Origin of the sequence: Streptomyces sp. NPDC046261, from assembly GCF_040646235.1 — a bacterium.
Taxonomy (GTDB): domain Bacteria; phylum Actinomycetota; class Actinomycetes; order Streptomycetales; family Streptomycetaceae; genus Streptomyces.
The window spans coordinates 23,229-49,855 of record NZ_JBEYZU010000010.1 but is presented as its reverse complement, the minus strand read 5'-3'; the positions used below and the strand labels follow the sequence as shown (position 1 = coordinate 49,855).

General features: G+C 73.6%; 19 protein-coding genes. 9 read left to right on the top strand and 10 right to left on the bottom strand.

All coding sequences use genetic code 11. The features are described from left to right. Positions 1 to 60: 60 nt before the first annotated feature. From ABZ956_RS19465 to ABZ956_RS19450, 4 genes are all read right to left on the bottom strand, one after another. On the bottom strand, positions 61 to 1,014 hold the full coding sequence (locus tag ABZ956_RS19465; RefSeq protein ID WP_361894791.1) for a cytochrome c oxidase assembly protein: 954 nt from the start codon (positions 1,012 to 1,014) through the stop codon (positions 61 to 63). Between the two features lie 101 nt (positions 1,015 to 1,115). Beyond that, positions 1,116 to 2,141 (bottom strand): 6-phosphofructokinase, encoded by a 1,026-nt coding sequence (locus tag ABZ956_RS19460; RefSeq protein WP_361894789.1) that lies wholly within the window; start codon positions 2,139 to 2,141, stop codon positions 1,116 to 1,118. A 121-nt stretch (positions 2,142 to 2,262) separates the two neighbouring features. Continuing rightward, entirely contained in the window at positions 2,263 to 2,991 is a 729-nt protein-coding gene (locus ABZ956_RS19455) for a glutamine amidotransferase (RefSeq protein WP_361894786.1), read from the bottom strand. A 33-nt stretch (positions 2,992 to 3,024) separates the two neighbouring features. Then, positions 3,025 to 4,263, bottom strand: coding sequence for a MurT ligase domain-containing protein (locus tag ABZ956_RS19450; RefSeq protein ID WP_361894783.1), 1,239 nt, complete (start codon positions 4,261 to 4,263; stop codon positions 3,025 to 3,027). Between the two features lie 164 nt (positions 4,264 to 4,427). Here ABZ956_RS19450 and def point away from each other — a divergent pair, with 164 nt between their 5' ends. Further along, positions 4,428 to 4,985: a peptide deformylase gene (def, locus tag ABZ956_RS19445; RefSeq protein ID WP_361894780.1), complete on the top strand. Its 558-nt coding sequence runs from the start codon at positions 4,428 to 4,430 to the stop codon at positions 4,983 to 4,985. A gap of 20 nt (positions 4,986 to 5,005) precedes the next feature. Here the strand turns inward: def and ABZ956_RS19440 are convergent, their stop codons facing one another. Then, positions 5,006 to 5,650 (bottom strand): TetR family transcriptional regulator, encoded by a 645-nt coding sequence (locus ABZ956_RS19440; protein WP_361894777.1) that lies wholly within the window; start codon positions 5,648 to 5,650, stop codon positions 5,006 to 5,008. 150 nt (positions 5,651 to 5,800) lie between these two features. Between ABZ956_RS19440 and ABZ956_RS19435 the strand changes: the two genes are divergently transcribed. Next, a complete protein-coding gene (locus ABZ956_RS19435; protein ID WP_361894774.1) occupies positions 5,801 to 7,030 on the top strand; it encodes an acyl-CoA dehydrogenase family protein in 1,230 nt (409 codons plus the stop codon). A 153-nt stretch (positions 7,031 to 7,183) separates the two neighbouring features. Continuing rightward, entirely contained in the window at positions 7,184 to 7,774 is a 591-nt protein-coding gene (locus ABZ956_RS19430) for a DUF4352 domain-containing protein (protein ID WP_361894771.1), read from the top strand. 43 nt (positions 7,775 to 7,817) lie between these two features. Here ABZ956_RS19430 and ABZ956_RS19425 read toward each other — a convergent pair whose 3' ends face one another. Continuing rightward, positions 7,818 to 8,597, bottom strand: coding sequence for a 4'-phosphopantetheinyl transferase superfamily protein (locus ABZ956_RS19425; protein WP_361894768.1), 780 nt, complete (start codon positions 8,595 to 8,597; stop codon positions 7,818 to 7,820). 419 nt (positions 8,598 to 9,016) lie between these two features. Here ABZ956_RS19425 and ABZ956_RS19420 point away from each other — a divergent pair, with 419 nt between their 5' ends. From ABZ956_RS19420 to ABZ956_RS19400, 5 genes are all read left to right on the top strand, one after another. Further along, positions 9,017 to 11,887 carry an AAA family ATPase gene (locus tag ABZ956_RS19420; RefSeq protein WP_361894765.1) on the top strand — a complete coding sequence of 957 codons (2,871 nt, stop codon included), beginning with the start codon at positions 9,017 to 9,019 and terminating at the stop codon, positions 11,885 to 11,887. A 24-nt stretch (positions 11,888 to 11,911) separates the two neighbouring features. Continuing rightward, positions 11,912 to 14,722 carry an AAA family ATPase gene (locus tag ABZ956_RS19415; protein WP_361894762.1) on the top strand — a complete coding sequence of 937 codons (2,811 nt, stop codon included), beginning with the start codon at positions 11,912 to 11,914 and terminating at the stop codon, positions 14,720 to 14,722. Further along, entirely contained in the window at positions 14,719 to 17,472 is a 2,754-nt protein-coding gene (locus ABZ956_RS19410) for an AAA family ATPase (protein ID WP_361894759.1), read from the top strand. The genes ABZ956_RS19415 and ABZ956_RS19410 overlap by 4 nt, the downstream gene beginning before the upstream one ends. A gap of 302 nt (positions 17,473 to 17,774) precedes the next feature. Next, the gene (locus ABZ956_RS19405; RefSeq protein WP_361894756.1) at positions 17,775 to 18,953 is read left to right on the top strand and encodes a cytochrome P450; all 1,179 of its coding nucleotides are present in this window, start codon (positions 17,775 to 17,777) and stop codon (positions 18,951 to 18,953) included. 105 nt (positions 18,954 to 19,058) lie between these two features. Next, positions 19,059 to 20,690 (top strand): GMC oxidoreductase, encoded by a 1,632-nt coding sequence (locus tag ABZ956_RS19400; RefSeq protein WP_361894754.1) that lies wholly within the window; start codon positions 19,059 to 19,061, stop codon positions 20,688 to 20,690. A 116-nt stretch (positions 20,691 to 20,806) separates the two neighbouring features. Here the strand turns inward: ABZ956_RS19400 and ABZ956_RS19395 are convergent, their stop codons facing one another. The 3 genes from ABZ956_RS19395 to ABZ956_RS19385 form a co-directional block, all read right to left on the bottom strand. Next, positions 20,807 to 22,939 carry a PIG-L family deacetylase gene (locus tag ABZ956_RS19395; protein WP_361894751.1) on the bottom strand — a complete coding sequence of 711 codons (2,133 nt, stop codon included), beginning with the start codon at positions 22,937 to 22,939 and terminating at the stop codon, positions 20,807 to 20,809. Between the two features lie 282 nt (positions 22,940 to 23,221). Next, complete coding sequence (locus ABZ956_RS19390; protein ID WP_361894748.1) at positions 23,222 to 23,953, bottom strand: response regulator transcription factor; 732 nt, start codon at positions 23,951 to 23,953, stop codon at positions 23,222 to 23,224. After that, positions 23,950 to 25,218 (bottom strand): histidine kinase, encoded by a 1,269-nt coding sequence (locus tag ABZ956_RS19385; protein ID WP_361894745.1) that lies wholly within the window; start codon positions 25,216 to 25,218, stop codon positions 23,950 to 23,952. Before ABZ956_RS19385 ends, ABZ956_RS19390 begins: the two co-directional genes overlap by 4 nt. Positions 25,219 to 25,394: 176 nt before the next feature. Between ABZ956_RS19385 and ABZ956_RS19380 the strand changes: the two genes are divergently transcribed. Then, on the top strand, positions 25,395 to 25,619 hold the full coding sequence (locus ABZ956_RS19380; RefSeq protein ID WP_361894742.1) for a hypothetical protein: 225 nt from the start codon (positions 25,395 to 25,397) through the stop codon (positions 25,617 to 25,619). 55 nt (positions 25,620 to 25,674) lie between these two features. Here the strand turns inward: ABZ956_RS19380 and ABZ956_RS19375 are convergent, their stop codons facing one another. Then, positions 25,675 to 26,244: a GNAT family N-acetyltransferase gene (locus ABZ956_RS19375; RefSeq protein WP_361894740.1), complete on the bottom strand. Its 570-nt coding sequence runs from the start codon at positions 26,242 to 26,244 to the stop codon at positions 25,675 to 25,677. Positions 26,245 to 26,627 lie beyond the last annotated feature (383 nt).

Sequence of the window (26,627 nt, the reverse complement as noted above, 5' to 3'; positions counted from 1 at the left end):
GCCAGGAGACCATGGTCTCCCCGCCGCGGCCCGTACCGCCATACCTGTGACCTGCCCGGTTCACTGCCCCCGCGTGTTGAGCGAGGCCAGATAGGCGTTGTAGGCCGCCAGCTCCTTGTCGCCGTCCCGGTCCGCGGCCCGGTCGCTGCGCTTGGCTTGCCGCTGCTCCGAGCGGTACCACTGGTAGACGAGCGCGAGCAGCACCAGCACCGAGGGGATCTCGCTGAACGCCCAGGCGATGCCGCCGCCCGCCTTCTGGTCGTCCAGGGCGTCGATGCCGAGCGAGGCCGGCGGGTGCATGTACGTGCCGATCATCGGCTCCGAGGCCATCATCAGCGCGATGCCGAAGAACGCGTGGAAGGGCATGCCGGCGAACAGCTCCAGCATCCGCATCACATACCCCGGCCGGTGCGGGCCCGGGTCCACGCCCATGATCGGCCAGAAGAAGACCAGGCCGACGGCGAGGAAGTGGACCATCATCGCGATGTGCCCCGTCTTGGACCCCATGAGGAAGTCGAAGAGGGGCGTGAAGTACAGGGCGTACAGGCTCGCGATGAACAGCGGGATGGTGAACGCCGGGTGCGTGATGACGCGCATGTAGCGGCTGTGCAGCAGGGCCACCAGCCACTCGCGCGGGCCCCTGCGCCCGCGCCCGGCCGCCGGCAGGGACCGCAGCGTCAGCGTCACGGGCGCGCCGAGCAGCAGCAGGATGGGGGAGAGCATGCTGATGACCATGTGCTGCACCATGTGCACGCTGAACATGACCATGCCGTAGTCGTTGAGCTTGGTGCACATCACCAGCGCCACGCTCAGCACGCCCAGGACGAACGCCACCACCCGGCCCCACGGCCACGCGTCCCCGCGCCGCCGCAGCCGCACCACGCCCCAGCCGTACAGGCCCAGCCCCAGCAGGCAGCCGATCATGAAGAACGGTTCGCCACTGAACTGCAGACCCCGCTCCAGCGTGAACGGCGGCATGTCCATATGCATCATGCCGTGCCCGCTGTGATCCATCCGCTCTCTCCCATTTCGTACCGATGCGCCGGGACCAGAGTAGAGGCGCCGCCCGCCGGGCCCGAGGCCGGGGCGGCTTGCCGCGGCGGGCGTCGATCAGCTCACAGCACGCACTCGACTTCGGTGTACCGCTCGGCCGGCACGGTCTTGAGCCGCTCGACGGCCGTCGCCAGCGGCACGAGAGTGATGTCCGTGCCGTGCAGGGCCGTCATCATCCCGAACGCGCCCTGGTGCACCGCCTCCACCGCGTGCCAGCCGAAGCGGGTCGCCAGCACCCGGTCGTACGCGGTGGGCGTGCCGCCGCGCTGCACATGGCCGAGGATCACGGGCCGGGCCTCCTTGCCCAGCCGCCGTTCCAGCTCGCCCGCCAGCTGGCCGGCGACGCCGGCGAACCGTTCGTGTCCGTAGACGTCCGTGGCGCCGACCTGGAACTCCATGGAGCCCGGGCGCGGCTTGGCGCCCTCGGCGACCACCACGATCGCGAACCGCTTGCCCGCCTCGAAGCGCTTGCCGACCACCGCGGTCAGCTCGTCGATGTCGAAGGGGCGCTCCGGCACGACGATGGCGTGCGCGCCGGCCGCCATGCCCGAGTGCAGGGCGATCCAGCCGGTGTGACGGCCCATCACCTCGACGATGAGCACCCGCTGGTGCGACTCGGCCGTCGTCTTCAGCCGGTCCAGGGCGTCGGTCGCCACCCCCACCGCCGTGTCGAAACCGAAGGTGACATCGGTCGACGCGATGTCGTTGTCGATGGTCTTGGGTACGCCCACGATGGGCAGCCCGGCGTCCGACAGCAGGCGCGCGGCCTTGAGGGTGCCCTCGCCGCCGATGGGGACCACGGCGTCCAGGCCCAGGTCGGCGACGTGGCCCCGGGCCCGCTCGACGCCCTCGCGCAGCAGGTCCGGGCGGACCCGGGAGGAGCCGAGGATGGTGCCGCCGGTGGCCAGGATGCCGCCCACGGCCTCCAGGTCCAGCTCGCGGAAGTCCGCCTCCAGCAGGCCGCGCCAGCCGTCGTGGAAGCCGATGACCTCGTCGCCGTGGTCGACGACCGCGCGGTGCACGACGGACCGGATGACGGCGTTGAGTCCGGGGCAGTCGCCGCCGGAGGTGAGAACACCGATGCGCATGACAGGGAACCTCGCAACAGGGCGGCACCGGGGCCGCGTCGGGGCCGGGGACCGGACCCCGTCGTCCGGTGCGATCCCCGCCACCCTAGCCGGGCAGGGCGGCGGGGACCGGAACCGTCCGCTATGCGGGCTGTGTCGCCGCCGCGATCCGCTCGGCGCGCAGCGCCTCGTACCAGCGGTCGTCGACCGGCGGCAGGGCGTTGACGTCCAGCGCCAGCTTGATCAGCATGTCCGAGATATGCGGGTTACGGGCCATGACCGGGCCGTGCATGTACGTACCGAAGACGGTCTCGTTGTACGCGCCCTCGGTGCCGTCGCCGGTGCCGTTGCCCTTGCCGTAGCGGACCCGGGCGAACGGGCGGGCCGTCGGGCCCAGGTGCGTGATGCCCTGGTGGTTCTCGAAACCGGTCAGCGGGGGCAGGCCCAGCGGCTGGTCGATGTCGGCCAGCACGTCGCCCACGCAGCGCTCGGACTCGCCCCGGGTGCTGACGACGTCCAGCAGCCCCAGGCCCTGCTCGCGCTGGCCCAGGTCGTTGATGAACTCGTGGCCCAGGATCTGGTAGCCGGCGCAGACCGAGAAGACGATCGCGCCGTTGGCGACGGCCCGGTTCAGACCGCCGTCCCGGCGCAGCCGCTCAGCCGCCAGCCGCTGCGGACGGTCCTCACCGCCGCCGATGAGGTAGATGTCCCCGGAGGTGGGGATCTGCTGGTCGGAGCGGACGTCCACCCGCTGGACGTCCAGGCGGCGCTGCTGGGCGCGCCGCTCCAGGACCAGGACGTTGCCCTGGTCGCCGTAGGTGCTGAGCAGGTCGGGGTAGACCCACACCACACGCAGACTGTTCTGGCTCATGCTCACAATCCTTCAGTGCCGTCGGTGGGTCTTCTAGTTGCCGACGCGGCGGCGGATGTCCTGGAACGCCGTGTAGTTGGCGATGACCTCGATCTTGCCGGGCGGACAGCCCTGCACGGCCTCGTCGACGTTCTCGCAGACCCGGAAGTCCACGCCCGCGACCTCCAGGCGCACCGCCAGGTCCAGCTTGCGGTCGCCGATGACCATGATCGGGTGTCCGGCGAGACGGGTGTAGTCCACGTCCCACAGCCACGAGGTGTCGGTGCCGTCGGCGCCGCGGGCGTTCACCGACAGGATCACCGGCGCCGGCGGCCCGTCGATCAGCGAGAACGTCTCCAGCCAGCCGGCCGGGTTCTTCGCCAGCAGCAGCCGCACCTCACGGCCCAGGAAGCTCACCACGTCGTACCGGCCGGCCACCGCCTGCACCTGGTACATCCGCTCCAGCGCCACCTGCGGGGGCACCCCGAAGGTCGCGGCCACGGCGGCCGAGCTGGTGGCGTTGGCCTTGTTGGCCCGGCCCGGCAGCTGCAGGTGGATCGGCCACGCGGAGCCGTGCGGGTCGAGGACGTAGTCGCCCGACAGCGCCCAGCTCGGCGTGGGCCGCCTGAAGCCGCACTCGCCGCAGAACCAGTCGTCGCCCGGGCGCTGCATCACGCCACCGCAGGAGGGGCACGACCAGGCGTCGTCCTTCCATTCCTGGCCGGCCGCGACCCACACCACGTTCGACGACGAGGAAGCGGCCCACACGATCAGCGGGTCGTCCGCGTTGGCGATCACCACGGCCTTGGAGCCGGCCAGACCCTCACGCCACTTCTCGGCGAGCATGCGCGTCTCCGCGGCCCGGTCGAGCTGGTCGCGCGAGAGGTTCAGCAGCGCTATGGCCTTCGGCGAGGTGTCGCGGGCGACGCCCGCCAGGTACTTCTCGTCCACCTCGATCACGGCGTAGCGCGCGTCCGAGCCGCCCGCCAGGGCCGAGGTGATGCCCGCGGGCATGTTCGCGCCCAGCGCGTTGGACACCACCGGTCCGCTGGCCCGCAGCGCCTCGGCGATCAGCCGGGTCGTGGTCGTCTTGCCGTTGGTGGCCGACACCAGGACCACGTCCAGGTGGGTTGCCAGCCGGGCCAGCAGGTCGGGGTCGAGCTTGAGCGCGACCTTGCCGCCGATCACCGACCCGCTGCCGCGGCCCGCGGCCCGCGACACCGCCGCAGCCGCCTTGCCCGCCGTCACGGCCAGCTTGGCCCGCGGCGACAGTGGCCCCGAGTTGCCTGCCATCGTCCTAGATCCTCCTTGTTCCGGCGCCGCGCCTGTCCCTGGTCCGCCGGTGGAACGCCCCCTCCGCGCCGAATCGTCAGCCAGGAGGCTTCGGTCGGGGATCAGCCTATCGAGATCCGGGCGCGGGCCCGAACCCGCCGTCCATGGAACGTACTCTTGAGCCCATGCGAAGAGGCACGATTCCCGGCAGTTCAGGACGAGTGCGGCCCATGAGGCTGCTCGGAGACCCGGGTCTCGTGGCACCCTGCGAGGAGGTCACGGACTTCGGCGCGGACCTCTCCGCACTGATCGAGGACATGTTCGCCACCATGTACGCGGCGGGCGGGGTGGGGCTGGCCGCCAACCAGATAGGTGTCCCGCTGAGGGTCTTCGTCTACGACTGCCCGGACGACGAGGACCGCCGGCACGTGGGCCACCTGGTCAATCCGCGGCTCGTGGCCGCCGAGGGCATCACGGTCCGCGGCCCCGAGGGCTGCCTGTCCGTGCCGGGCGTCGAGGCGGGCACGCCCCGCTTCGACGAGGCCGTCGTCGAGGGCTTCACCGCGGACGGCGCGCGCGCACACGTGCGCGGCACCGGGTTCTTCGCCCGCTGCCTGCAGCACGAGTGCGATCACCTCGAGGGCGGCCTGTACCTCGACCATGTGACGGGCCTGCGCCGGCGCCGCGCGCTACGGGCCGTGCGGCGGGCGCCGTGGGCCGCGGCCGGCCTGTCCGGCGGCTGAGGGGCGGAGCCCCGGCCCGGTCAGAAGCCCGGCCCGTCCGGCCGCTCGCCCGAGACGGCCAGCCGGCCCCACAGCAGGTCCGCGAGGTGGCGCACCAGCGCCCCGCGCGAACAGGGCCGCTCCCGCAGCCACCAGTCGCCGGCGGCGTGCATCATGCCGACGATCCCGTGCCCCCACGCGCGGGCCAGCTCCTCGCCCTCCGGTCCGAGGTCCACCCGCTCGGCTATGACCTGGGCCAGTTCCTCGCCCATCCGCCGCAGCAGGGGAGCGGAGTGCCGGCCCACGTCGAAGCCCTGCTCGGCGGGCTTGCCCTCGTCGGCCGGGTGCATCAGGAAGCGGTAGACCTGCGGCCGGGCCTCTATCGCCGCGAGGTAGTTGTCGAGGGTCGCCTCGACCCTCTCGCGCCGCCCCGCCGGGGCGTCGAGCGACGCGCGCAGCCCCGACAGCAGGGCGTCGGTGTGGCGCACGGCCAGCGCCCGGTACAGGCCGCCCTTGTCGCCGAAGTGCCGGTAGAGGATCGGCTTGGTGATCCCCGCCTCGGCCGCGATGGCGTTCATCGAGGCCCCCGGTCCGTCCCTCAGCACCACGCGGTCGGCGGCCTCCAGCAATTCCCTGCGCCGCTGCTCCGCCGCCCGCTGCTGTTCGTCCCGCTGACTGGTCTCCATATGACGTGCCTCCCCGCCCAGTGATTCACAAACGCCTGCGCAACGTAACACCCGCTCCACGGAGCGGATTCGAGGGGCAGGGACGTTGACACATTCTACCGGTGGGTAACAGACTCGCGTTACCGCAAGTAAGTCGTGCTGGGAGGGGACATGGGGGACTTCGCGCTGGAGCTCGACGAGGACCAGAAGGCCATCCGGGACTGGATCCACGGCTTCGCCGCCGACGTCATGCGCCCCGCCGCGGCCGAGTGGGACGAACGGGAGGAGTTCCCCTGGCCGGTCGTCCGCGAGGCCGCCAGGATCGGGCTGTACTCGCTGGACTTCTACGCCCAGCAGTTCTTCGACCCCACCGGCCTGGGCGTCCCCCTCACCCTGGAGGAGCTCTTCTGGGGCGACGCGGGTCTGGGCCTGGCGATCGCCGGCACCGGGCTCGCCGCCATCAGCGTCTTCACCAACGGCACCCACGAGCAGATCGGCACCTGGGTGCCGCAGATGTACGGTGACGCGAACGACGTGAAGATCGCCGCCTTCTGCTCCTCCGAGCCCGACGCCGGCTCGGACGTCGCCGCCATGCGCACCCGGGCCGTCTACGACCGGGCCAAGGACGAATGGGTCCTCAACGGCACCAAGACCTGGGCCACCAACGGCGGCATCGCCGACGTCCACGTCGTCGTCGCCGTGGTCGACCCCGAGCTCGGCTCCCGCGGTCACGCCCCCTTCGTCGTGCCGCCAGGCACCCCCGGCCTCTCGCAGGGGCAGAAGTTCAAGAAGCACGGCATCCGCGCCTCCCACACCGCCGAGGTAGTCCTCCAGGACGTCCGGGTACCCGGCCACTGCCTGCTGGGCGGCAAGGACAAGCTCGACGAGCGCCTGGCCCGCGCCCGCGAGCGGGCCGGCACCGCCGGCGGCGAGCGGGCCGGGAACGCGGCGATGGCCACCTTCGAGGCGTCCCGCCCGGCCGTGGGCGCCCAGGCCGTCGGCATCGCCCGCGCGGCGTACGAGGTCGCCCTGGAGTACGCCAAGACCCGCGTCCAGTTCGGCCGGCCGATCATCGACAACCAGGGCGTGGCCTTCCAGCTCGCCGACATGCGCACCCGCATCGACGCCGCCCGCCTGCTGGTCTGGCGCGCTTCCTGGATGGCCACCGCGGGCCGGCCCTTCACCGCCGCCGAGGGCTCGATGTCCAAGCTCTTCGCGGGGGAGACGGCCAAGAAGGTCACCGCCCAGGCCATGCAGATCCTCGGCGGCAACGGCTACACCAGGGAGTACCCCGTGGAGCGCATGCACCGCGATGCGGCGATCTACACCGTCTTCGAGGGCACCAGCGAGATCCAGCGCCTGGTGATCGCACGGGCCCTGTCGGGGATGCCGATCCGGTAAGGCGTGATGCGTCCGGGTGCGGGGGAGGCGCTGCCACGGTTTGATCACTCGACTGTCACAGGAGCCCCACAGGGCGCTCGTGGGCGGAATCCGGCTCCGGTGTGCGGGTAAGAATGTGCACGTCAAGCACGGAACCACCACGGGGATTCACTCATGCGTCGTCAGCTCAGCACCGCCGCGATCGTCATCGCGCTCGCGGCCACCGCCACCGCCTGCAACAGCGACGGTGTCGACGCCAAGCCGGACGCCGGCGCGAGCGCCGCGCCGAGCCGGGCGCCCAAGGACCCGGCTCCCGCGCCGGACAAGCCCGGCGCCGGCCAGGGCGGCGACCTGGCCGTCGGCGGTACCGCCACCCTCAAGGCCAAGAACGGCGCCCAGGTCGCGGTCACCCTGAAGAACTGGGTCGACCCCGCCACGAGCGACAACAAGTACATGCAGCCGTCCGCGGGCAAGCGCTGGGTCGCCGCCCAGTTCGAGATCGCCAACACCCGGACGGTCGGCTACGACGACGCCCCCTCCAACGGCGTGAAGGTCATCGACGAGCAGGGGCAGACCTTCACCCGTTCCATGGGCCGGACCACCTCGGGCCCCAACCTGCCGGCCACGGTCAAGCTCAAGACGGGCGAGAAGGCCCTCGGTTACGTGGTGGTGTCGGTGCCCGAGGGCTCCAAGCCCAAGGCCGTCACCTTCACGCCGGACTCCGGATTCGCCAAGGACAGTGGCCGGTGGGTCGTCGCCAAGTGACGGCACGCCCGGCCCGTGGGGCGTGCCGTCACGTGCCCGGGGCTCAGGCGGTGAGCCCCTCCGGGGTCAACCGCCTCACGTCGTAGCGGCTGTTGAGCTCGCCGCGGACCGCCGCCGCGCCGTGCCCCGCGCCGACCGGCACGTCGACGATCGTCCATCCCGCGGGCCATGCCGGCGTGCCGGGGCCGCCGTTGCCCAGGTAGTCGAGGTCGGGGGAGCGGCCCAGGCCGGTGCCGAGACCCTTGAGGTAGGCCTCCTTGCGGACCCACAGCCGGGTGAAGACCGCCGCCCGCCGCTCCGGCGCCGCCGCCATGATCTCGCGGCGCTCGTCGGGGTGGAGCGCCTCGGCGACGTCGCTGACGGTGTGCGCGGCGGGCAGTTGCTCGGTGTCCACGCCGACGGGCGCCCCGGCGACGCCGAGCAGGACGAGCTCGCCGCCGTGCGACAGGGAGAAGTGGGGGGCGCCGGGCATGTCGACGGCGGGCCGGCCGTGCGGCTCGCCGCAGCAGGGGCACGTCTCGCGGGCGAAGCGCACCTCGGGGGCCGGGACGTCCAGGTAGGCGCCGAGGATCCGGCGCAGCATGAGATGGGCGGCGGTGTACGTGGCGCGGTCGGCGGGGCGGACGAAGGAGGCGGCCCGCTCGCGCTCCCGCTCGTCGAGCGGCGCCGGGTCGAGGGGGTTGGCGGCGAGCCAGGCGGCGGGTGCGTGCAGCAGCCAGAGGTCGAGCGTCCCCTCGGCGGGTACGTCCAGGGTCCGCGGCCAGGGGGTGTCGTGGCCGGTGTCCGGGCGGAGGGTGCCGGCGGGGTCCACGTGTAGCTGCACAGGTCGCTCCGGTCTGTTCGGTGGCGGCCGGGCGGTGGCGGCCGCGACGGATACCCGGCCGGGGTAGCGGTCGGCGGGGACGTACCCGGCCGGACGGGCAGAACGCCGCAGCGTACATCAGTCATATGTCTGTCGGATATCAGCCTCACGGAAGGCGTGCATTTTCGGGCTCTGTCTATCAAGAAGGGTAATTGCGTTGACAAAGGCAGTCGCCGGGGTACGTCCTCTGGGCGGGCGGTTACCCGGCGTTCCCCCTTGGCCGACGGTGCTTGTCATTCTGGCTCAAACGTGATGGGTCCCCATTAGGGGTACTGTTACCGTCGTTTCCGATCTTGATCGTGCAAGTCGGCCTCCCCAGGGCCGTTGTCCGGCACGTCGGTCACCAGAGGTCCAGTGTGGCTTCACGAAAGAGGAACGCCATGGCGGTCACCTTCGATGCAGGTCAGGGCGGTCCCCGACGCCCGGCCGGCCGTTCCGTCGAGCTGAGCGGCCTGATACGGCTCGCCGTGCGGGCCCGCGAGGGAAGCGCCCGGGCCGTCCTCGTACGAGGCCCCGCGGGCATCGGCAGGACGACCCTCCTGGGCGCCGTGACGGACCGCCTGCGCCCCGCCGGGTTCACTGTCCGTCACCACACCGGCCGCCCCGGTGGCACGGGCCTTCGCGACCGCCGAGGAGTGAACGCCCTCTTCGGCCCGTACCAACCGGCCGCCCCCGCCGCCCCGGACGGCCCGGCCGCCGCAGGCCCTGGCGACACCTACGCCGCCCACCGCCGGGTCTACGGACAGGCCGTGGACCTCATGGCCGAAAATCCCCTGGCGCTCGTGCTCGATGACGTCCAATGGTGCGACGAAGCCTCCCTGAGATGCCTCGACTTCCTCCTGCGCAGAGCCGCCGCCCGGCCCCTGTTCGTACTCCTTTCCCAGCGCACCGACTGCGACGGTCCCGGCACGGGCGTGCTCGCCGAGATGCTCGCCCAGGACCGTCTGGACCTCGTCGAACTCGGCCCGCTCGGTCTCGGCGCCACCGCCCAGCTCGTCGCCCGCGCCCTGGGCGCCGGCCCCGACGAGCGCTTCGTCGCCCGCTGCGCCGACGTCACCGGCGGCAACCCCCAGCTGCTGCACCGCCTCCTGGCCCGGCTGCGCGAGGCCGGCGTCCGCCCCGACGCCTCCGGAGCGCACCGGATCGCGGCCGCCGGCGCGGGCGTCGTCGCCTCCGCGGTCCCCGAGTGCCTGGCCGGCCAGCCCCGCCCCGTACGCCGCCTCGCCCGCGCCCTCGCCGTCCTCGGCCACGCCGACACCGACCTGCTCACCGCCCTCTCCGGAGTGAGCGGAACACGGATGGCCGCCGCCATGGACGCCCTGCGGCGCCACGAGTTCATCGCCCCCGCCGACCCCGGCACACCCCACACCATGTGCGACCCCGTGCGCACGGCGGTCCTCGCCGACCTGCCCGCGCCGGAGCTGGAGGAACTGCGCGCCCGCGCCGCCCGCGTCCTCAACGACACCGGCCGCCCCGCCGCCGACGTGGCCGACCAACTGGTGCTGCTGGCCGAACTCGACGAGCCCTGGATGCTCGACGTCCTGCGCGACGCCGCCGCCGAGGCCCCGGGCCGCGCCGCCGCCGAAGCCGCCGTCCGCTATCTGCAACGCGCCCTGGCCGCCGCCCGCACCGAGGCCCAGCGCAAGGACATCCGCGTCGAACTGGCCAGAGCCTGCGCACGCGTCGCCCCCGCCATGGCGCTGTGGCACCTGCGCGGGGCCCTCGACGCCGCCACCGGCCCCCTCGACCAGGCACCCATCGCCGTCGAGTACGGCCTGGCCGCCCTCAACACCAGCAGGGCCCCCGAGGCCGTCCGCATCCTGGGGCGCGTCCTGGACGGCCTGCACACCGCCCTGGGCACCGAACCCGCCGCCGCCGTACGGGAGCTGCGCACCTCCGTCGAATCCGCTCTCCTGGTCACCGCCGTCAACGAGAAGGCGGCCATGACCGTGGTCCGCGAACGGGCCCGCACCTGGCCCGTACCCGAAGGGGACAGCCCCGCCGAACGCCGGCTGCTGTCCGCCATGAGCACCTACGCCGCCCTGGACGGCGGGAGTGCCCACGAGGCCGCCTCGCTCGCCCGGCGCTCCCTGCGCGTCGAGGAGACCGCGCCCTCCGGATGGTGGGTGCTCGGCTCCTCCCTGGTCCTCGGCCTCGCCGACGAGGTGGACGAGGCGCTGAGCGGCCTGGAGCGGGCCCTGGCCGGCAGCCGCACCCGCTACGAGCCGCGCATGCACGTCGCCGCACTCGCCGGCCGGTCCCTCACCCTGCACGGCGTGGGCGACGTCACCGGCGCCGCCCGGGACGCCCGGGCCGCCGTCGACATCTGCGCACACGGCGAGCGCACCGCCGGCTCCCCGCTGCCCCACATCGCCCTGAGCACCGCCCTGCTCTCCCAGGGCAAGGCCCGCGAGGCCGCCGCCCTCCTCGAGCCCCTGGGCCGCGCCGGCACCGACCGCACCATCTGGGAGTGGCACCACTACCTCTACACCCAGGCCCGGGTGCTGCGGGAACTGGGCGACCTCGAGGGCGCGCTGGAGCTGTGGCTGCGGTGCGGGCGCAGCCTGGACGAGGCCGGCGTCACCAACCCCGTCCTCGCCCCCTGGTGGCTGCCGGCCACCACCACCCTCGTCCGCCTGGGCCGCGCCACGGAGGCCGCCGGCGTCGTCGAGCGGGCCGAGGAGCACATACGGCGCTGGGGAACCCCGCGCGCCCACGGCATCGGCCTGATCGCCGCCGCCGTGGTCGCCGACGGCCGGACCCGGGTGGACCGGCTCGCCGAGGCCGTGGACGTCCTCGCCGATTCCCCCGCCCGCATGGAGCACGCCAAGGCCGCCTACCAGCTCGGCCACGAGCTGCTCGCCCGCGACGACGCCCCGGGCGCCCGCCGCAACCTGCGGCAGTCCATCGAACTGGCCACCCGCTGCGGCTACCACGCGCTCAGCGCCGTCGCCCGCACCCTGCTCGTCACCGCCGGCGGCCGGATGCCCCAGATCGCCGCCAGCCCGCTCGACTCGCTCACCGACAGCGAACGCCGGATCGCCTCCCTCGCCCAGGGCGGCATCAGCAACAGAGAGATCGCCGAAGCGTTGTTCATCACCCCCCGCACGGTCGAGATGCACCTGACCAACGTCTACCGCAAGCTCGACGTCCGCGGCCGCGCCGACCTGCCCGGCGGACTACGCGCCTCCGGCCCGCCCGACACCCGCCGCCGCGGCCCGGCCCCCGGCGTCCCCGCAGCCAGCCACTAGCATCCAAGCCACGAGGAGAGACGGGTGAAGCCGCAGGTGACAGACGAGCGCCCGCCCAGACGCCCCCCGGCCGGCGGCCCCCGCACCACCCCCGAACTCATCGAACGCGACCGCGAACAGCGGCTGTTCGGCGAGCTGACCGCCGCCCTGCGCGCCGGCCGTTCCGCACTGATCGACGTCCACGGCGCCCCCGGCACGGGCCGCAGCGCCCTGCTGGAGCACGCCGCCGCCCGCGCCCGCGCGGCCGGCGTCCGCGTCGCCGCGGCCCAGGCATGCTGGGAGGAGACGGACCTGCGCCACGGCGTCGTCGCCCAACTGGCCGCCGCGCTCGCGCCGGCCCCGCCTGGCCTGCCGGGCCTGCCTGCCCTGCCGCACGCCCACGACCCACGGCCCCGCCCCGGCCTCACCGCCGAGCTGTGCCACGCCTTCCTCGCCGCCGCCCGCACCCACCCCCTGATGATCGTCGTCGACGACGTCCAATGGGCCGACACACCCTCACTGCGCTGCCTCCAGGCCCTGGCCCACCGGCTGTCCACCGCCCCGCTGCTGCTGGTGACCGCCCGCAGCGCCCTCACCCCGGCCGGCCCGGACGACCGCATCGAACCACGCACCCTCGACCGCGGCCGGGCCGTCGCCCGGCACACCCTCGCCCTGGCCCCCCTGTCGGCCGACGGCGTGGGCCGGATGCTGGCCGAGGCGTTCCCCGAGCCCGTCGAGCCCGCCTTCCGGCAAGCGGCGGCCCGCGTCACCGACGGCAACCCCGCCGTCGTGCGCGCGGTGAGCGCACGGTTCGCCCGCCACGGCTGGAAACCACGCGTGGACCACCTCCCGCACCTCACCGACAGCGCGGCCGAGGCCATCAGGGACCGCGCCGCCAGGACCCTCACCGCCCTCCCCGGCGAACTGCTCGACGTCCTGCGCGCCGTCGCCGCGTGCGGACCCGCCGCCACCGTCGACACCGTCGCGGCCGTCGCGGCACCCCGCACCATCAGCACCCGCCGCGCCCTGGAACTCCTGCGCGGCACCGGCCTGCTGACCGACGCCGACCGCCCGGCCTTCCGCGAACCCAAGGCGGCCGACGTCGTCCTCGCCCGCATGAGCGCCGAACACCGCGAGGAGCTGTACGCCCGCGCCGCCGAACACGCCCAGCGCGTCGCCGTCCCCGACAGCGCGCTGGCCCGCATGCTGCTCGGCGCCCGCGTACTCGGCGCCGCCTGGGCGGTCGACGTCCTGCGCAGGGAAGCCGCCCGCCACCGCGCCGCCCGCAGACCCGCCGAAGCCGCCCGCCTGCTGCAGCGCGCCCTGCGCGAACCCATGCCCCCGCACCTGAGAGTGCGCACCCTCGCCGAACTCGCCGCCGCCGTCCTGCCCTCCGCGCCCGAGGCCGCCGACCGGCACCTGCGCCAGGCCCTGCTCACCCCCGCCGACGCCGCCGCCGGCCCCGCCTGGGTACGCGCCGCCGACCTGCTCGTCGCCCGCGGCGACGTCGGCGCCGCCCAGCCCCTCATCGCCCAGGTCATCGCCCGCCCCCAGCTGCGCGCCCCCGAACAGGCGGCGCTGCGCGCCCTGTACTGGCTCGGCGAGAACGGCCAGTCCGACACCGCCCACGCCCTCGACCGGCCCCCCGTGCCCCCGCTCGCCGACCACCCCGACCACCCCGCGGAAGCCGCCGTCGCCGCCTGGCGCGCCGCACTCCAGGGCCGGGACATCACCCGCACCCGGCGACTCGCCCGCACCGCCCTGGCCCCGGCCGCCGCCGAGGCCACCCCGCTCGCCGCCCAGGTCGCCGCGTGCTACGCCCTCGTCCTCGCCGACGACTTCACCGAGGCACACGCCGGACTCGACACCGTCCTGCTGCGCGCCGAACACGCCGACGCCCGCGCCGTGGCCGGCGCCACCCTGGTCATCCGGGCCCTCGCCCGGCTGTACGAAGGACGGCCCGACGAGGCGTCCGCCGCCCTGGACCGCGCCCAGGAACTGATGCCCCCGCACTGCTGGCACCCCCGCATGACCTGCCTCCTCGTCGCCCTGAAGACGCTGATCTACCTGCGGAACGGCAACATCCCCGGTGCCGAGCGGTCCATCGCCCTCGCCCGCACCGGCTGCGCCGAGGGCATCGGCGGGGCCTTCCTGCTCTACGCGCGTGGCCGCACCCGGCTGGCCGCCGGACACCGCGACCAGGCCCTGGCGGACCTGCTGGAGTGCGGCCGCCTCCTGCTCGCCCGCCAGGCGCCCAACCCCGCCCTGCTGCCCTGGCGTTCGGCCGCCGCCACCGCCCGCGGCCCCGCCCCCCACGACGGCCCCACCGCCGCCCTGCTGGCCGAGGAACGCCGGCTCGCCCTGGCCTGGGGCGCACCCGGAGCCGTCGCCAGGTCCCTGTTCGCCACCGGCGAGATGAGCGGCCCCGACCTCCTGCGCCCTGAAGCCGCGACACCGGCCGGCCCGCAGTACCGGCAGGCCCTCGTCGCCCTGGCCACGACCCCCATTTCCGGCCTCTCCTGCCTCCCCGGAGCAGCAGACACCATCGCACCCCTGCTCAGCGGCCGGGCCCCGGCCGGCGAAGCGGCCCCCGGCCCCGAGCGGCCCCCGGCCGAGGACACCGCCGCGGCCCCGCCCGCCCGCACCCCCGCACCACGCGGCGCCCTGACCGGCGCCGAACTGCGCGTCGCCACCCTGGCCGTCCAGGGCCTCGCCAACCGGGCCATCGCCACCGAACTCGCGGTGACGGCGCGCACCGTCGAACTCCACCTGACGAAGGTGTACCGCAAATTGGGCATCCAAGGACGCCCGGAGCTGGCCGACGCGCTGGGGCGCGTACCGAGGGAGAACTCATGACACCCCTGCTCGACCGGCGGCGCGAGCTGGACCTGATCAACGCGGCCCTGGAGGCCGCCGAAGCCGGCCGCGGCGGCTCGCTGCTGGCCGTGACCGGCGGCATGGGCATCGGCAAGAGCGCCCTGCTGCGCGCCCTGCCCGCCGTCGCCGAACGACGCGGTACCCAGGCGCTGACCGCGAGCGGCGCGGCACTCGAGCGCGACTTCGCCTTCGGCGTGGCCGCCCAGCTCCTGGAGCCCCTGCGGCCCGACGCCGTCCTCGACCCGCCCGGCGACGACCCGCACGGCGAGCTCCTCGCGCTCGTCGCCGACCGCGGCGCCCACAGGCCGCTGCTGCTGCTCGTCGACGACCTCCAATGGGCCGACCCGCCCTCCCTGCGCTGGCTCGGCCACCTCGCCAAACGGCTGCCGAACCTGCGCGTCACCGTCGTCGTCGCCGTCCGCGAGGGCGACCCCGGCGCCGAGGAACCCCGCATCCACGACATCACCGACCGCGCCGCCCACATCCTGCGCCCCAGCCCCCTGACCCCCGCCGGCACCGCCGCGCTCGCCGCCGACCGCTTCGGCCGCCCCGCCGACCCCGAGTACGCCGCCGCCCTCCACGAGGCCACCGGCGGCCATCCGATGCTGCTGAGCGCCACCCTGACCGCCCTCACCCCCACCGGCGAACCCGTCGCGGCCCAGGCCCACACCGTCCGCGCACCGCGCCTTCCCGGCCTGCGTGACCGCCTCGCCGTGGCGCTGCGCTCCCAGCCCGGCCCCGTACAGGAGCTGGCCAAGGCCCTGGCCGTCCTGGACGAGGGCACCGAACCCGAACTCGTCAGCCGCCTCGCGGGACTGGACGACACGGGCCGTGAGGAGGCCGCGCGCGGCCTGCACCGGCTGGGACTGCTCGCCGACGGGCCCGGGCTCGCCTTCGTCCACCCGGCCGTGCGCGACGCCGTCGAAGAGCTGATGACGCCCGCCGAACAGGAGGACATCCACGTCTACGCCGCCCTCCTCCTGCACAGTGGCGGGCACCCCGCCGAACGGGCCGCCGCCCAGCTCCTCGCGGCCACCTCCTGCCAGGACGCCTGGGCCGTCCAGGTCCTGCGGGCCGCCGCGAGCACCGCACTGCGGCGCGGGGCGCCCGAAGAGGCCGCCCGCTACCTGCGCCGCGCCCTGCTGGGCAGCGCGCCCGCCGGCGGCGAGCGGGCCGCCCTCCTCGTCGACCTGGCCACCATCGAGCGGTCCTTCGACCCGCCCGCCGCGGTCCGCCACATCTCCCAGGCCCTGCTGCTGCTCCCCTCCGCCGCGCAGCGGGCCAAGGCCACCGTCCGCATCCCGCCGTCCCTGCTCGGCGGCTGCCCACGTCCCACCGTCGAAGCGGTCGCCGAACTCGCCGCCGAACTGGGCGACCCCGCACAGCTCACCGGCGACGACCGCGAGCTGGCCCTGCGCCTGGAAGCGCGGCTGCGCCACGTCGCCGTCGCCGGACCGGGCCAACTGCCGCTGTCCGCCGACCGCCTGCGCGCCCTGGGCCCCAACCCGCCACTGTGCACCGCCGCCGAACGCGAGCTGGTCACCGTGCTGCTGCACGGCACCACCATGTCGCAGGGCATGTCCGCCGCCGAGGTGGCGCCGCTGGCCAACCGCGTCCTGCAGTACGAGCCGGCCTCCCCCGAACACGCCCACACCGCCCTGCCGCTGCTGACCCACACCCTCATCGCCGCCGACTCCCTCGACGCCATCGGCCCCTGGCTCGAGACCGCCCGCGAACGGGCCCGCAGGGACAACGCCACCGTCCCGCAGGCCGTGACGGCCATCGAACTCACCCACGTGATGCTCGCCCAGGGCCGCCTCACCGAGGCCCGGGCCTGCGCGGACGAGGCGCTCGCACTGGGCGTGGCCGACTGGGCGACCCTGCAGGGCATGACCGCCGTGGTCATGCTCGCCATCGAGAGCCGCGACAGCGAACTGGCCCGCCGCCTGCTGGCCTTCCGCCGCGAGGGCGCCGACCACGGCTACCGCCCCTCCTCCCTCCAGCTCATCCGCGGCTCGTCCGCCGCCCAGCGCGGCGACCTGCCCACCGCCCTGGAGTACTTCCTGGACTGGGGCCGCTCGGCCGAACGCGCCGACTGGCGCAACCCCGCCGTCTTCCCCTGGCGGGCATGGGCGGCGGGGCTGCACTACCGCATGGGCGACGCCCACCGGGCCCACGACCTCATCGAGGAGGAGTACGCCCGGGCCATGGCCTGGGGCACCCCCGTCGCCATCGGCCGCGCCCAGCGCGTCAAGGGCGCCCTCACCACGGGGGAACCCGGCATCGCGCTGCTGCGCGAGTCCGCGGCGACCCTGGCGACGTCGGTCAACGGCATGGAGCGGGCCCGTACCTCCCTGCTGCTCGGCCGGCGGCTGCTGCGCGCCGCCCTGCCCGAGGCCGAGACCCAGCTGCGCCTGGCCCGCGACCAGGCGCTCGCCTGCGGTGCGTCCTGGCTCGCCGAGGGGGCCGAGCGGGAACTGCAGAACGTCGCCAGCTCCACGGACTCGGTCGCCGTGGCCGCGCTGACCCGCACCGAACGCCGGGTCGCCGGGTACGCCGCGCACGGGGCGTCCAACAAGGAGATAGCCGAGTGGCTGGAGGTCAGTTCGCGGGCGGTGGAGAAACACCTCACCCACGCCTACCGGAAGCTGAACGTGGCCGGCCGCGCCCAGCTCGCCGGCATGGCCCACCTGCTGCCCAGCGGATCCACAGCCTCCGGGCGCCCGTGACCCCCTGGTGGCGGCCCCCGCACCCTCCTGAGCGGCGGACCGTACCGAACCGAACCGAAGTCCCGGCCGGTCCGTGGGAACCGAACCCCCGGGCCGGTCCCGCAGGGTTAACGCCCCCCGCATTCGATTTCGTTGACAGCCGTCCCGGGGCCTCCATACGGTCGATTCGGCGGCTGACAGCGTTGTCCGGCGCGCCGTGAACGACTCGTGCGTATGCGTAATGCCGTCGGCGGGACCGAAAAGAACGAAGAGTCCGGACGGCGTGATTCCCCGAAAGGCGGGACATGACCCAGGGCGTGCCGGTGGCTTTCTCCACTGCCCGCGGGAACGCTTTCGACCCGCCCGCCACGATCCGGGACATCCACGCGAACGAGCCGCTCACCCGGCTGCGTTTCACCGACGGCCGCCTCGGCTGGCTCGTCACCGGATATTCCACCGCCCGGACCGTCTTAACCGACCCCCGGTTCGGCGCCCGGGGGGAGAACGAGCATCCGGCCGTGCCGCGCGCCGTCACACTCGCCGAATATCCGGCCGTCCCGCCGGGAATGCCGGTCCGGCCGGAGAACCTCGAGCACCAGCGCTACCGCACCCTGCTCGCGGGCCAGTTCACCGCCGACCGTATTCACCGGCTCACCGGATGGACCGAAAAGGCCACGGGTGAACTGCTGGACGCCATGGAGCGCACGGGCTCACCGGCCGACCTCATCGCGCACTACGCCCTGCCGCTGCCCGCCCTGCTGATCGGCGAACTGCTCGGTGTACCGCACGCCGACCGGGAGCGCTTCGGGCACGACGCCGCCGTCTGGAGCGGCCACGGCACCTCCGCCGAAGAGATCACCGCCGCCTTCGCCTCGCTCGTCGCCTTCCTCCACCGGCTCGTCGCCCTCAAGCGCGCCCGGCCCGGCGACGACATCCTCAGCGGTCTGATGCGCGCCGACCCCGCCCTGACCGACGAGGAACTGGCCGCGCTGGCCTTCCTGCTGCTGATCGCCGGCCACGAGGCCACCGCCCACCAGCTCGGCCTCGCCGTGTTCGCCCTCCTCGGCGACCCGGCCCAGCTCGCCGCGCTCCGCGCCGACCGCTCGCTGACCGACGGCGCCGTCGAGGAACTGCTGCGCTACCTGAGCGTCGTCCACCACGGCCCCACCAGGGCGGCCCGGCAGGACGTCGACCTCGGCGGCACCACCGTGCGGGCCGGCGAGGTCGTCGTGGTCAGCCTCGCCGCCGCCAACCGCGACCCCCGGCGATTCACCGACCCCGAACGCCTCGACGTCACCCGCGACGCCGCCGGCCACCTCGCCTTCGGCCACGGCATCCACCGGTGCCTGGGCGGGCAGCTCGCCCGCATCGCGCTGCGCGCCGGCCTCACCGCCCTCCTCGACCGCTTCCCGGACCTGCGCCTGGCCGTCCCGGCCGCCGAGGTCCCCCTCCGGCACGACGCCCAGGTCCACGGCGTCCTGCGGCTCCCGGTCGCCTGGTAGCGGCGGCCCGGCCCGCGCGGCCCCCGCAGACCACCACGGTTCACCAAGGCCGCACCCCCGGCGGCCCGTCAGCAGTATCCGAAAGGTCAGGTATCCCACGTGGTTATGAACCAGCACCTGTCGCGCCGCCGCCTGCTCGGCATGGCGGCCCTGGGCGCCGCCGCCGTCAGCGGAGCGACGACGATCAGCACCGCCCCGCGCGCGTACGCCGACACCAAGGGCGACAACGGCTCCTTCGTGCCCGCCGTGGTCATCGGCACCGGCTACGGCGCGGCCGTCTCCGCGCTGCGCCTGGGCGAGGCCGGCGTCGAGACGCTGATGCTCGAGATGGGGCAGCAGTGGGACAAGCCGGGGGCCGACGGCAACACCTTCTGCAACATGCTCAAGCCCGACGAGCGCTCCAGCTGGTTCAAGAGCCGCACCGAGGCCCCGCTCGGCTCGTTCCTGTGGTTCGACATCGTCAACAAGAACATCACCCCGTACGCCGGTGTCCTGGACCGGGTCAACTTCGACCAGATGTCCGTGTACGTCGGGCGCGGCGTCGGCGGTGGTTCGCTGGTCAACGGCGGCATGGCCGTGGTGCCCAAGCGCTCGTACTTCGAGGAGGTCCTGCCTCGGGTCGACGCCGCGGAGATGTACGACCGGTACTTCCCGCGCGCCAACGCAACGCTCCGGGTCAACCACATCGACAAGCGCTGGTTCGAGGACACGGAGTGGTACAAGTTCGCCCGCGTCTCCCGGGAGCAGGCCGGCAAGGCGGGCCTGGGCACCACCTTCGTCCCCAACGTCTACGACTTCGACTACATGCGGCGCGAAGCGGCCGGTGAGGTACCGAAGTCGGCGCTGGCCACCGAGGTCATCTACGGCAACAACCACGGCAAGCTCAGCCTGGACAAGACCTACCTCGCCTCGGCCCTGGGCACCGGCAAGGTGACCATCCGCACGATGCACACGGTCAAGACCATCGGCCGCCAGCGCGACGGCCAGTACGTGCTGACGGTCGAGGAGAAGGACGCCTACGGCAAGCGGCTCGCCACCAAGCAGATCACCTGCACCTACCTCTTCCTCGGCGCCGGCAGCCTCGGCTCCACGGAACTGCTGCTGCGCGCCCGCGAGACCGGCGCGCTGCCCGACCTCAGCGCCGAGGTCGGCGCGGGCTGGGGCCCGAACGGCAACATCATGACGGCCCGCGCCAACCACATGTGGAACCCCACCGGCGCCAAGCAGTCCTCGATACCGGCCCTGGGCATCGACGACTGGAACAACGCCGCCGCCCCCGTCTTCGCCGAGATCGCCCCCATGCCGGCCGGCCTGGAGACCTGGGTCAGCCTCTACCTGGCGATCACCAAGAACCCCGAGCGCGGCACCTTCGTGTACGACAGCGCCACCGACCGGGCGAACCTGCGGTGGACCCGCGACCAGAACACCCCCGCGGTCAACGCCGCCAAGTCGCTCTTCGACCGGATCAACAAGGCCAACACGACGATGTACCGGTACGACCTCTTCGGCAGCAAGCTCAAGAATTTCGCCGACGACTTCTGTTACCACCCGCTCGGCGGCTGCGTCCTGGGCAAGGCCACGGACCTCTACGGCCGGGTCTCCGGATACCGGAACCTCTATGTGACGGACGGTTCCCTCATCCCGGGTTCCATCGGGGTGAACCCCTTCGTGACCATTACGGCGCTGGCGGAGCGGAACATCGAACGCATCATCCAGCAGGACGTTTCCGCGTCCTGACGACCGCCCCTCCGTAAAGCGGCGATGAGGCCCGGGCGGTATGCCGGGGCCTCATCGGCGGATTCGTCGCCGCATGTGCCGGCGGGTTTGTCGGCGCATGCCGGCCGCTGACGTCCTTACGACGTCTGCAGATCGCTGTTGACGCTGCCGTCGTGCGCGATCCAGTCCGTGAAGGCCGCAGCCCCCGTGCCCCGGGCGCTGCTGAGCCGGCCGTCCATGCCGAGCACGACCACGACCGGGCGCCCCTTGGCGTCCTGGACGATCGCGGCCGTCCCGCGGTGCGGCACGCCCCCGTCCTGCCAGGGGCCCGGACGGCCCGCGCCGGCGGACAGCCGCACCATGCCCTTGCCGTCGCGGGCGGCGACGACCGTGGCGGAGCCCACCTGGGCCAGCGCGACCCGGCCGTAACCACCGATGCGCTCGACCTGGGAGGTCACCCGCCAGCCGCCGTCGGCCTGCCGGTCGGCGATGACCACGCGGGCGGTGGCCGGCTGGCGCACGGCCAGGCGCACGCCCCCGGCGGAGAGCGGGGCCAGGGTCAGCGGACCGGTGGCGGCGGGCAGCCGGGTCGGGCCGGCCGGCTCCAGAGGTTCGCCCGGCCCGGCGGACATCCAGTGGTGGACGGTCTTGGTGTCGGCGGCGACCACGTGGAGCCGGCCCTTGGCGTCGAGGACGGCGTCCAGGCCGTCCTCGACCCTCACCGGCCGACCGGAGTCCGTGGCCAGTTCCTCCCATTCCGTCCAGTCCCGGCCGCCCGCGCCGGAGCGGAAACTCACCCCTCCGTCCCAGTTCTTGACGAAGACGTGGACGGTGCCGTCCTGGTCCACCACCGCGACGGGGTAGCCCACCTCCATCGACCGCTGGGGCTCCTCCTCGGGCGAACCGAGGGAATCCCAGGGGCCGAAGGCCGGTGCGCCGCCCGGCGTCATGCCGGTCTGCGCCGCGGTCACGATCTCGCGCCGGTGTGCCGAGCCCGGCGCCGGCAGGACCGTCCGCACGGAGAACAGCCGCAGCGTGCCGTCGCCGTGGCGCACGACCTGTACCTGGCCCTCGAGCATGGAGCCTCCGGCCGGTACGGCCTTGGACCAGATGCCGCTGCCGGCCTTGGCCTCGGTCCAGCACTGAGCCCGGCCGTCGAGGATCGCGAAGGCCGCGAGCCGGCCGTCCGGGAGCGGCTGGACCCAACGCTGGGTTCCGGTGGCCCGGTGGCGGAGGTTGTCGGACCAGCGGGTGTCCTTCGAGCGGTTGCCCACCTTGCGGTCGCCGCAGCCGGCCGGATCGCCGCAGTCCCGGCCGTCGGCCCAGCCGTAGATGTCGAGTATCTCGATCTTGTGGGCGGTGGTGGCCGCGTCGAGGCTGTTGGGCAGCGTCGCCACCTCGTAGCCGACGTAGCTGTCGACGGCCGTGGGCCGCGTGTGCTTGCGCCCCCAGTACTGGGCGAGGGCGGCCTGCGCGAAGTGGGCGGAGGCCGTGTGGTCCTGGTGGTCGTGGCTGGATATGCCCCGCAGGACGGGCGGGGTGTCGGCGTAGTGCGGCTGCTTCGGCAGGTGCGTGGGGTTCGGGTCGAGGGTCCGTACGACCGTGGGCTGGTAGCGCTCCAGCACGGCGGTGAGGGAGTCGACCACCTGCTGGCGGCTGTACTGGAAGGTGCGCTCGACGGGGCTCGCGGCGGGCACGAGCGTGGTGAGGCCCGGGGTGGCCCCGAGCCACAGTCCGCGCAGGCTGTCCTTGCGCGGCGCCCGCATCACGCGCGCCTCGACGAGCTCCATGAAGATCAGCTGCACCTGCGGGGCGGCCTTGAGCGTCTGCAGCTCGACCTCGAAGCCGGGCAGCAGCGTCGTCTTCTCCACCGTCCACGGGCTCAGCCAGTCGCCGGTGGCCATGTGGGCGGTCGCCTCACGGAGGCCGTTGATCCGCGCGCGGACGAACTCGGCGCGCTTCTCGGGCAGCTTGGCGTAACCGGGGCTGCGGCTGAGGGCGTTGCGGCCGTCCGACTCGCCACCGGTCATGCAGACGGTCACGCAGGGGGCACCGCTGCGGATGGACTGCTCCAGCTCCGGGTTCATGAAGTACAGGGAGTCATCGGCGTGCGCCATGATGTGGACGAACGACTCGGAGACCGCTGCCTTCGCCGGCCGCGCCGTGAACTCCCCGGACCGTCCGCCCTCCTGCGCGTCGGGGGCCAGCCACTGCCAGGCACCCACCGCGCCCGTTCCGACGACGAGGCCGCCACCGGCCACTTGGAGCATGCGCCGACGCGGTATTCGCCCTGGCACAGGCGTGTCTCCCATCCCCTGCGCCAAGTGAGCGCGGTAGTACGCGGAAACGGGCGATTAGCACTAATCGCCCGCTGATCAAGAGTTCGATCCTATGATCCGCAACCCCCTGTTTCCCTGCGGTCGTGTAACAGCCGTGCCACGGCGAGGCATAGATTCCCAGGCGATCAGGCAACGTGATGCCCAATGCCGTGGGGTGGCTACCGTGGGTTACGACGGTCCCGCTGGTGGGGGGCGCGTGCGGTGCCGGACGGCTCAGTCCTCGTCGCCGTCCAGTTCCCCCGCGTCATGGACGAGCAGGGCGATCTGCACGCGGTTGTTCAGACCGAGCTTGGTCAGGATGCGGGAGACATGCGCCTTGACGGTCGCCACGCTCATGTACAGCGAGGCCGCGATGTCGGCGTTGGCCTGCCCGCGCCCCACGGCCACCGCGACCTCCCGCTCCCGCTCGCCCAGCTCCGCCAGCCGGGCCCGCGCCCGGTCGGCGCGGGTGTCCTGCCCCCGCTCGGTGACCTGGGCGATGAGCCGGCGGGTGACGGTGGGGGAGAGGACGGGGGCGCCGGCCGCCACACGGCGCACCGCCTCGACGATCTCGGCCGGCGGGGTGTCCTTGAGCACATAGCCGGCCGCTCCGGCGCGCAGGGCCCTCAGCACATGCTCGTCGGCGTGGAAGGTGGTCAGGACGATCACCTCCGGGGCCCGCTCGCGAGCGCGCAGCAGCTCGGTGGCGGCCAGCCCGTCCACCGACGGCATGCGGATGTCCATCAGCACCACATCGGGCTCGAGCCCCTCGACGAGCGCGGCGACCTCCGAGCCGTCCGCGGCCTCGCCCACGATCCGGATGTCCGGGAGCCCGCCCATCATGAACGACAGCCCGGCCCGCACCAGCGGATCGTCGTCGACCAGGAGCACACGGATCGGCGGGGACTGCTGCTCGTGCGGGGCGACGGGCCCTTGGGGGGACTGCGGTGGCGGGGACGCGTTCATGGCCGCCACGGTATCCAGCCACGGAGCCGGAAGCCGCCCCCGGGGCAGGGGCCGTGCTCCAGCCGCCCACCCGCCAGCGCGGCACGTTCGGCGAGCCCGATCAGGCCCTGTCCGGAACCGGGGACGGCCGGCGCCCCGTCCGGCGCCGCCACGCTTGCGGGGTTGCTCACCTCGACCGTGAGCCCTCTTTCCGGGGAACCTTCGACGACAACCGTGACCTCGCAACCCGGGGCGTGCTTACGGGCGTTGGTCAGGCCCTCCTGCACGATCCGGTAGACGGTGCGGCCCGCGGCGGCCGGCACGGACACCGGATCGGCGACCCGCTGCTCGAAGGCGACCGCCGTCCCCGCCTGCCGGGACTCCTCGACCAGCTCCTCCAGCGCCGCGAGCGTGGGCTGCGGGCGCCCCGGGTCACCGGCGTCGGCACCGGTGGGCGCGCGCAGGACACCGATCACCTCCCGCAACTCCTGCAGCGCCTGATGCGCGCTGGAGCGGATCACCCCGGCGGCCCGGGCCACCTCGACCGGGCTGGCGTCCGCCCGGAACTCCAGTGCCCCGGCGTGCACGCACAGCAGCGACAGCCGGTGCGCCAGCACATCGTGCATCTCCCGTGCGATGCGCTCCCGCGCCTGCCGCTGCGCCCGCTCGGCGCGCAGCCCCGCCTCCTCCTCGGCCCGCAGGGCCCGCTCGCGCAGCGACAGCAGTAGCTGCCGCCGGGACCGCACGAACATGCCCCAGCCGATCGGGGTCAGCACCATCAGCGTTCCGATGACCGCCGACGCCGTGAACGACAGATCGCGGTCGGGGCGCACGGCGGCCGAGACCAGGGTGCTCACGAGCGCGAGCCCGCCCACCCACGCGGTCACCTTGAAGGGCCGGTGGACGGCCACCGTGAACACCGCCACCAGCATCGCGCCGGACGAGGGCGGCGAGAGGGCGCTCACCGCCGTCAGCACCAGGGCCAGCCCCACCGGCCAGCGGCGCCGCGTCCACAGCGCCGTGATCGCGAGGGCGCCGACGATCTGGTCGGCGAGGAACAACGGGGCGGAGGTGTGCGGATCCGTGCGCAGCGGCTCGGCGGCCAGCAGCCCGACCAGCGCGGCCCCGGCGATGCCGAGGATGTCGACCGCCCAGTCGCGCACGGTGCGCCGGGAGCGGCCCGCGCCCGCGGTGCTCCCGGCGGGGTCCGTGACGGCGGACGGCAACAGCCACCTGTACTCCTGGCCCGCCGCGCGGCCCGCCTCCCCGGTCTCTCTGCTGCTCATGCCACAAATCTACGGACCGGACCGGCCCCGGTGGCCGGTCGCGCGGCGACCGTCGACCAAAGTCGCGGAGGTCGAGACTTTGGCATGCGGCCACCCGGCTGCCCGGCTACCTCCGTCACCGCTGTGCAGCCGTCCGGCCGACGACCGGCGCCGGGTGGCCGGACGACGATGGCGGCATGAAGAAATTTCTCGAGGGACTCGGCGTCCTCCTCGTGCTGCAGGGCCTCGCCGGCATCGTCCACGGCACCACCGGCTGGTTCCGGACCTTCGGCCTCATACGTCGCCTGGGCTTCCTCCACGGCTATGAGATATACGCCGGCGGGGTGCTCGCGGTGCTGGGCGTGGCGCTCGTCCTCGTCGCGGACGCCGCCGGCCGGGCCGAAGCCGGCAAGGGCCGCTGACGCGCCGGTACGGCCGGTATCGCGCCGGCTCATTCCGCTCCGGCCTGTGCGGGGGTCAGGCCGGGGCGCGGTCGTTGAGAATCCGGTGGAAGAGGAGGTGGTCCCGCCACTGCCCGTCGATGTGCAGGTAGTTCCGCGCGGTACCGATCAGTTCGAAGCCGCACTTGGCCAGCACCCGCTGGGACGCGGAGTTGCTGACCACCGTCCCGGCCTCGATCCGGTGCAGTCCCAGTCGCTCGTCGGCATCCCGGCACACGGCCGTCACGGCGGCGGTGGCCAGGCCCTTGCCCGTATGGCCGGCGGCGATCCAGTAGCCGAGGTTGGTGCTGCGGAAGGGCCCCTGCACGATGTTGGACAGGTTCACCACGCCCACGACCTCGTCGCCGTCACCGGTCATCAGCACCCAGGGCATCGCCCGCCCGGCCCGCCGCAGCCCGGCCAGGTCGCGCAGCCGCTCCGCCTGCCCCTCGGTGGTGAAGAACGCCTCGCCGCGGCGCGGCTCCCAGGGCCGCAGATGCGCGCGATTGAGGCGGTACGCCCGGGCGAGGCCCGCCGCGTCGTGCGGGGTCGCCGGGCGCAGCAGGATGCCGGGAGCGATGGTGTGCGAGCGGTCGTCAGTGATCATTCCCCTACGGTAGAACCCTCCCCGCCGGGAAGGGGGAGGGTGGATTCCGGCCACATCGGGGTGGCTTGCCGACCCCCGAAGCGGATTGCGCCGCTTGACGTGAACGCGCCCGTGTGAGCTGTGCCGGAGCGGCGATGATCAAGGCTGATGGCGCGGTGTTCCCCTCCTCGCGGAATGGTGCGAAAAGTAGCCCGAGGGCCTCCGCCGACCAGGCCGAATCGTTTTCTCCGATGGCTGGCTCGTTCGTCACTCAGGGGCCTCGACGCGATAACTGAGCCCCCTTTAGCGTGCTGGTGCCGTGCACACGGACGATGCCCTCCGCCACGTACGTCATCGGCCGTGCAGCGGCGCAACGCAAGAAATCCAGCAGGCGCAGGACAAAG

What these genes read in the sequence shown, in the direction of transcription:
- ABZ956_RS19390 (WP_361894748.1), bottom strand. Translation starts at nt 23,953, where the DNA reads ATGAACGCGTCCCCGCCACCGCAGTCCCCCCAAGGGCCCGTCGCCCCG.
- ABZ956_RS19455 (WP_361894786.1), bottom strand. Translation starts at nt 2,991, where the DNA reads ATGAGCCAGAACAGTCTGCGTGTGGTGTGGGTCTACCCCGACCTGCTC.
- ABZ956_RS19400 (WP_361894754.1), top strand. Translation starts at nt 19,059, where the DNA reads ATGAACCAGCACCTGTCGCGCCGCCGCCTGCTCGGCATGGCGGCCCTG.
- ABZ956_RS19450 (WP_361894783.1), bottom strand. Translation starts at nt 4,263, where the DNA reads ATGGCAGGCAACTCGGGGCCACTGTCGCCGCGGGCCAAGCTGGCCGTG.
- ABZ956_RS19420 (WP_361894765.1), top strand. Translation starts at nt 9,017, where the DNA reads ATGGCGGTCACCTTCGATGCAGGTCAGGGCGGTCCCCGACGCCCGGCC.
- ABZ956_RS19385 (WP_361894745.1), bottom strand. Translation starts at nt 25,218, where the DNA reads ATGAGCAGCAGAGAGACCGGGGAGGCGGGCCGCGCGGCGGGCCAGGAG.
- ABZ956_RS19430 (WP_361894771.1), top strand. Translation starts at nt 7,184, where the DNA reads ATGCGTCGTCAGCTCAGCACCGCCGCGATCGTCATCGCGCTCGCGGCC.
- def (WP_361894780.1), top strand. Translation starts at nt 4,428, where the DNA reads ATGCGAAGAGGCACGATTCCCGGCAGTTCAGGACGAGTGCGGCCCATG.
- ABZ956_RS19375 (WP_361894740.1), bottom strand. Translation starts at nt 26,244, where the DNA reads ATGATCACTGACGACCGCTCGCACACCATCGCTCCCGGCATCCTGCTG.
- ABZ956_RS19410 (WP_361894759.1), top strand. Translation starts at nt 14,719, where the DNA reads ATGACACCCCTGCTCGACCGGCGGCGCGAGCTGGACCTGATCAACGCG.
- ABZ956_RS19460 (WP_361894789.1), bottom strand. Translation starts at nt 2,141, where the DNA reads ATGCGCATCGGTGTTCTCACCTCCGGCGGCGACTGCCCCGGACTCAAC.
- ABZ956_RS19380 (WP_361894742.1), top strand. Translation starts at nt 25,395, where the DNA reads ATGAAGAAATTTCTCGAGGGACTCGGCGTCCTCCTCGTGCTGCAGGGC.
- ABZ956_RS19465 (WP_361894791.1), bottom strand. Translation starts at nt 1,014, where the DNA reads ATGGATCACAGCGGGCACGGCATGATGCATATGGACATGCCGCCGTTC.
- ABZ956_RS19395 (WP_361894751.1), bottom strand. Translation starts at nt 22,939, where the DNA reads ATGCTCCAAGTGGCCGGTGGCGGCCTCGTCGTCGGAACGGGCGCGGTG.
- ABZ956_RS19435 (WP_361894774.1), top strand. Translation starts at nt 5,801, where the DNA reads ATGGGGGACTTCGCGCTGGAGCTCGACGAGGACCAGAAGGCCATCCGG.
- ABZ956_RS19440 (WP_361894777.1), bottom strand. Translation starts at nt 5,650, where the DNA reads ATGGAGACCAGTCAGCGGGACGAACAGCAGCGGGCGGCGGAGCAGCGG.